5 protein-coding genes and 1 pseudogene are annotated in these 5,745 nt (G+C 72.2%); 3 read left to right on the top strand and 3 right to left on the bottom strand.

Going from position 1 to position 5,745, the window contains the following annotated elements:
* The 3 genes from ACFFNX_RS40085 to ACFFNX_RS40075 form a co-directional block, all read left to right on the top strand.
* Positions 1-1,087: hypothetical protein (locus ACFFNX_RS40085; protein ID WP_378211392.1), on the top strand; the 1,087-nt coding region annotated here is incomplete at its 5' end.
* A complete protein-coding gene (locus ACFFNX_RS40080) occupies positions 1,084-1,833 on the top strand; it encodes an ABC transporter ATP-binding protein (protein WP_378211390.1) in 750 nt (249 codons plus the stop codon). The genes ACFFNX_RS40085 and ACFFNX_RS40080, both read left to right, overlap by 4 nt.
* A complete protein-coding gene (locus ACFFNX_RS40075) occupies positions 1,830-3,065 on the top strand; it encodes an ABC transporter permease (RefSeq protein WP_378211389.1) in 1,236 nt (411 codons plus the stop codon). Before ACFFNX_RS40080 ends, ACFFNX_RS40075 begins: the two co-directional genes overlap by 4 nt.
* Before the next feature lie 85 nt (positions 3,066-3,150).
* Here ACFFNX_RS40075 and ACFFNX_RS40070 read toward each other — a convergent pair whose 3' ends face one another.
* From ACFFNX_RS40070 to ACFFNX_RS40060, 3 genes and pseudogenes are all read right to left on the bottom strand, one after another.
* Positions 3,151-4,425 carry an MFS transporter gene (locus ACFFNX_RS40070; protein ID WP_378211388.1) on the bottom strand — a complete coding sequence of 425 codons (1,275 nt, stop codon included), beginning with the start codon at positions 4,423-4,425 and terminating at the stop codon, positions 3,151-3,153.
* Between the two features lie 58 nt (positions 4,426-4,483).
* Positions 4,484-5,155, bottom strand: coding sequence for a C39 family peptidase (locus tag ACFFNX_RS40065; RefSeq protein ID WP_378211387.1), 672 nt, complete (start codon positions 5,153-5,155; stop codon positions 4,484-4,486).
* A gap of 98 nt (positions 5,156-5,253) precedes the next feature.
* Positions 5,254-5,745: pseudogene (locus tag ACFFNX_RS40060) on the bottom strand (hypothetical protein); the annotation flags it as partial.

Here is a 5,745-nt window from a genome sequence, read left to right as displayed (position 1 = left end):
GGGGAGACGGTCGGCCGCCGCCGCCGTCGTGGTGCTGTGCGCGGCGGGAGCGATCGTCGTCGTGGCCGACCCTTTCGGCGGCGACCGGCCGTCCGCGCCGACCGGTGCCGGCGGCTCGCTGGCCGCCGTACGGCAGGGCCCGTTGTCCGCCCAGGTGAACCAGAGCGGCACGCTCTCGTACGCCGCGCGGGACGACGGGACCCCGTACTCCGTGGTCAACCATGTCCAGGGGATCTACACCTGGGTGCCGAGCGCGGGCGACGAGATCAAGTGCGGCCGGATCCTCTACTGGGTGGGGGACACCCCGATCGTGCTCCTGTGCGGCACGCGACCCGCGTACCGGAACCTGTCCGCCGGGGACAGCGGCCGGGACGTACGGGAGCTGAACGCCAACCTGGTCAAGCTCGGGTACGCGAAAAAGTCGGAGCTCGATCCCGGCTCCCGCTACTTCGGTTCGGCCACCGCGAACGCGCTCCAGAAGCTGCAGGACGACATCGGCGCCGACGAGACCGGGGAACTCCGCCTCGGCGACGCGGTGTTCCTGCCCGGCCCGCTGCGGGTCACCAGGGCGACGGCCACGCTCGGCGGCCGGGCGGCACCCGGCGCGCCGGTCGCGGAGGCGACCTCGTCCGACCGGCAGGTGACCGTGAACCTGGACGCCTCCCAGCAGGGCGGCATCAAGGCAGGCGACAAGGCGCAGATCACCCTGCCGGACAACACCGTCACCACGGGGCGGGTGAGCCGCATCGGCACGGTCGCGAAGTCGTCCTCCTCCGACGATCAAGGCTCCTCGGACACCACCATCCCGGTCTACATCACGCTCGCGCACCCCAAGGTCGCGGGCGACCTGGACCAGGCCCCGGTCCAGGTGCAGATCACCACCGAGGGCGTGAAACAGGCGCTGATCGTCCCGGTCACCGCGCTGATCGGGCAGGCCGGGGGCGGCTACGCGGTCGAGCGGGTGGACGCCCGGGGTGTGCACCAGACGGTGCCGGTCACGCTCGGCCTGTTCGACAACGCCGACGGGCTGGTGCAGGTGTCGGGGAGCCTGTCGGCGGGCGACCGAGTGGTGGTGCCCTCCACATGAGCGCCGAATCCACACGTGACGACGCCGTGCCGGTGCTGGAGCTGGAGGCGGTCACCAAGACCTACGGCGAGCAGCCGCCGGTGGCCGCGCTGCGCGGAGTCGACCTCACCGTACGGGAGGGCGAGCTGGTGGCGATCGTCGGGCCCTCCGGCTCGGGCAAGACGACGCTCCTGCACGTCATGGGCACCCTCGATCGCCCTACCAACGGCACGGTGCGGATCGACGGCGTCGACGTCGCGGGTCTGGACGACCGGCGGCTGGCGGCGCTGCGGGCCCGCAGCATCGGGTTCGTCTTCCAGCAGTTCTTCCTCGACGAGCACACCTCGGCGCTGGACAACGTCGCGGGCGGCCTGCTGTACGCCGGTGTGCCGGTCCGCGAGCGGAGGGAGCGGGCCGCCGAGGCGCTCGCCCGGGTCGGGCTCACGCACCGCGCGACGTTCCGCCCGGCCAAGATGTCCGGCGGCCAGCGTCAGCGGGTGGCGATCGCCCGCGCGCTGGTCGGCCGGCCGGCGATCGTGCTCGCCGACGAGCCGACCGGCAACCTCGACAGCACCACGGGCGCGTCGATCCTCGAACTCCTGCACGAGCTCAACGCCGAGGGCGCCACGATCGTCATCATCACGCACGACGGCGGCCTGGCCGCCCGGCTGCCACGCCAGGTGCACGTGCTCGACGGGCGGATCGTCTCCGACAGCGCCGTCGACCTCGTACGCGTGCGCGTGCCGGTGTCGGAGGAGGGGCCGTGAGGGCCGTGGCGGCGCTGGTCCCGGTCCGGCTGAGTCTCGGGGACCAGGCACGTGTGGCGAGCACCGGGCTGCGCGCCCGGCCCCTGCGGGCGGCGCTGTCGGCGCTCGGCATCGCCATCGGCGTGGCGGCGATCGTCGCGGTCCTGGGGCTGTCCTCCTCGTCCCAGGCAGGGCTGCTGTCGGAGATCGACCGACTCGGCACGAACCTGCTGACCGCGGGCAGCGGGCAGTCCTTCACCGGTCAGACGGCACAACTGCCGCTCGAGGCGCCGTCGAGGATCTCGCACCTGCCGGAGGTCGAGCAGGTGGCCCACGTGGGCACCGTCGAGGACGCCAAGGTGTACCGCAGCCCGCTCATCCCGCCGATCACGACGAACGCGCTGAAGGTCAGGGCGGCGAGCCTGAACCTGCCGTCCGTGCTCGCCACCTCGGTCGCCCAGGGCCGCTGGCTGAACTCCGCGACCGCCACCCAGCCGGTCGCGGTGCTCGGCGCGGTCGCCGCGCAGCGGATGGGCATCGACCGGGTCTACCCGGGCGAGCGCGTCTGGCTCGACGGCCAGTGGTTCTACGTCGGCGGCATCCTGAACCCGGCGGTGCTCACGCCCGACATCGACACCAGCGTCCTGGTCGGGTATCCGGCCGCCCAGCGCTACCTCGGTTACGTGAGCATCTCCCACGGCAAGCCGGCCGCCGGGCCGCCCAGCACGATCTACGTACGGGCCCAGACCGACCATGTCGCCGGTGTGCAGGCCGTACTCGGGCAGACCGCGAACCCCGAGGCGCCGAACGAGGTCGACGTCAGCCAGCCGTCCGACGCGCTCACCGCCCGCGCGGCGGCGAGCGGGGCGTTCAACAGCCTGTTCCTGGGCCTCGGCGCCGTCGCACTGATCGTCGGCGCGGTCGGGGTGGCGAACATAATGATCATCTCGGTGCTCGAACGCCGTTCGGAGATCGGGCTCCGCCGCGCCCTCGGGGCGACGCGGGGGCAGATCCGCGGCCAGTTCCTGTCCGAGGCGATCATGCTCGCGCTGCTCGGCGGCGCCGTCGGCGTCGCGTCCGGCGTGGCGGCGACGGCCGTCTACGCGGGCACCAAGCAGTGGGCGGTCGTCATCCCGGCCGAGGCGTGGGTGGGCGGAATCGGCTCGGCCATCGCGATCGGCGCGCTCGCGGGCCTGCTGCCCGCCCTCCGCGCCGCCCGGCTGTCACCGACCGAGGCACTGCGGACCGTCTGACCGACGACGGCCGGCGCGTCGCCCCTCCGCCGCGCCGGCCGTCTCGATCACGAACCGCCGGGCGCGGCGTCCCGTCTGACCTGATCTAGGCGTGCAGTGCCTCCGGGCGGCGGTGGCGGACGGGGGTGAACAGGCCGACGCCGGCGATGCAGAGGAACGCCGTGCCCGTCGCCAGTAGCGTGTCCGGTACGCCGATGCCCTTCGCCAGTGCGGTGAGCACCACGGCGCCGATCGGGCCGAGCGTATTGTGCACGGTCCAGAACGCCGAGGTGACGCGGCCCAGCAGATGGTCGGGTGTCACCTCCTGCCGCAGGCTCATCGAGCACAGGCCCGCCAGGGCCACGCCCGCCGAGTACGCCAGTACCGTTCCGCCGACGACCACGACGTTCTCCGAAGACCCCGCGACGGCCACGACGATCGCGCACAGCCCGACCGACCCGAGCCAGCACGGGCCGAACCCCCACCGCCTCCGCAACGGCGACATCAGGGCCGCGCCCGCGATCGTGCCGACGCCCGCCGCCCCCATGACGTAGCCGACCACCCGATCGTTCTGCCCCAGATCGTGGCGTACGTGGTAGATGAAGACGTCGGTCATCCCGAGACTCAGGAACAGGAACACCGTGAGCAGGATGGTCAGGGCCCGCAGCACCGGCGTCCGCCACAGGAACCCCGCCCCGGCTAGGAATCCCTCCCGCAGGTCGAACCACCGGGCCGCGATCGCCGGTTCGCCCGGCTCCTCACGCGGGCGGAACCTGATCAGCGCCAGGCCCGCCGCCGAGACGGCGAAGCTCGCCGCATTGATCGAGAGCGCCGCCGTGATGCCGAACAGGCCGGCGACCAGGCCCGCCAGCATCGGCCCGAGCACATAAGCGATGGCGTTCGTCGTCTGCAGCATGCCGTTCGCCGCGCTGATCCGTCCCTTGTCCACCAGGTTCGGGATGGCCGCGACGTAGGCCACCTGGAAGACCATCTCGAAGACGGCGGCCAGCCCCATCGCCACGTACAGCAGCCACTCCTGAGGGCCGGCCGCCCAGCACACCGGTATCAGCCCGTACAGCACGGCCCGCGCCACATCGCACAGCACCATCAGCCGCCGTCGGTCGAGCCGGTCCACCAACGTGCCGGCGAACAGCCCCGTGAGCACCGACGCCACTCCCGCGGTCGCGGTCAGCAGGCCCATCCGGGCCACCGACCCGGTCGCCTGCAGCACCAGCAGCGGCACGGCGACCAGCGCGAACGCGTTGCCCACCTCGGACAACGCCTGCACGAACCAGAAGACCGCGAAGTTCCGGTCGGTCCGAAGCGGGCGCGCCACCACCTCGCCCCCAGCCGACACCCGGCCTCCTCGCCGCGAAGTCATCGCCGGATCGTACGTTCACTCTCGGGAGCGGCCGACGCCGACGGGACCGGGCGGCGGATCACAGGAGCGAACGGGTGATGTAGTGCATGCCTCCGCTCGCCTGCAGCATGCCCGCCAGGCTCTTGGCGGAGATGGTGTGGGTGCCGCCCGTGGCCTTCCACGGATCGAAGACGGTGACCGTGCCCTTCGCCTTGTCGTAGCCGTACACGACCATGGCGTGCCCGATCTTGGTTCCCTTCACCTTGCCCTTGTTCCAGGGCAGCTTCTCCATCCAGACGCCGATGGTCGGGGCGCGGTGCAGGACGCCGATGTCGTAGGAGGCCCTGTTCATCAAGACCGTGGGATTGCCGGCCACGTCCTTTTCGATGGTGAGCTTGTAGCCCTTCGACCTGACGTAACCGTTGACGACGGAGACGGCGTTGGCGCCGCTCGTGCCCTTCGACGACGTCGTCCCCATCTTCTTCGCCAGGGTGGCCTGGCCGACCTTGATGCCGAAGGTCGACAGGCTCATCGACTCCGAGGCGGGCACGCAGTAGTACGTCGTCTGCTGGTACTGACCCTTGAGCGACAGCTTGTAGGACGAGAGCGAGGTCGCCGACGCGTCGGCGACCTTCGCCGGGGTCACGGCGGCGGCCTGAGGCGGGGCGGAGGCCGGGGACGAGTGCCCGCTGACCATCGTCCCGACCGCCGTCGCCGCGACGGCGGCGACGGCGCCGCCTGTGATCCACATCTTCATATGCGCTACTCCAGGGGAAATCGAGCACGAAAGCAACAGATGTCTCTGATGCGCCAGAACGTGCTTCGGTTCCCCAGGAGCGGCGGCCCCCGTCAGGAGCCGCTGGGGTCCGGGGTGGGAGAGTCGCCGCGGTCGGTGGGGGAGTCGCTGGGCGTCGGCGTGGGGTCCGGCGTCGGTGAGCCCGACGCCGGAGGCGTCGGATGGGCGGTACCCGAGCCGCCGTCCTTCGGCGGTGTGGCCGGGTCGGAGCTGCCGGGCCTGGAGGTCGTCGCGGGCGCGGACGAGGACGTCGTCGGCTCCGGCGAGGCCGAGGTGCCCGGCTTGGAGGTCGCCGCGTCCGGTGCGCCCGGCCGACTCGGTGCGGACGGCCGGGCCGAGTGGCTCCCCGTCTGTCCCTGGTGGACCAGCAGGCTGGTCCCGTCCACGTTGGACGTTCCGCTCGGGTGCGGGCTCGGCCACAGGACGAGCACGCCGGTCGCCACGGCCTCGCACGCGGCCAGGCCCGCGACCTCCACGAGGGTGTCGTGCCGGCGGCGCAGGAACGGCTGCCTGCCCGACCCGTCCTTCGGCTTGGCGTGCGAGAC

This window comes from Actinoallomurus acaciae (assembly GCF_042429965.1).
Lineage (GTDB): Bacteria > Actinomycetota > Actinomycetes > Streptosporangiales > Streptosporangiaceae > Actinoallomurus > Actinoallomurus acaciae.
The sequence above is the reverse complement of the archived record's forward strand: the minus strand, read 5'-3'. Positions and strand labels throughout refer to the sequence as shown.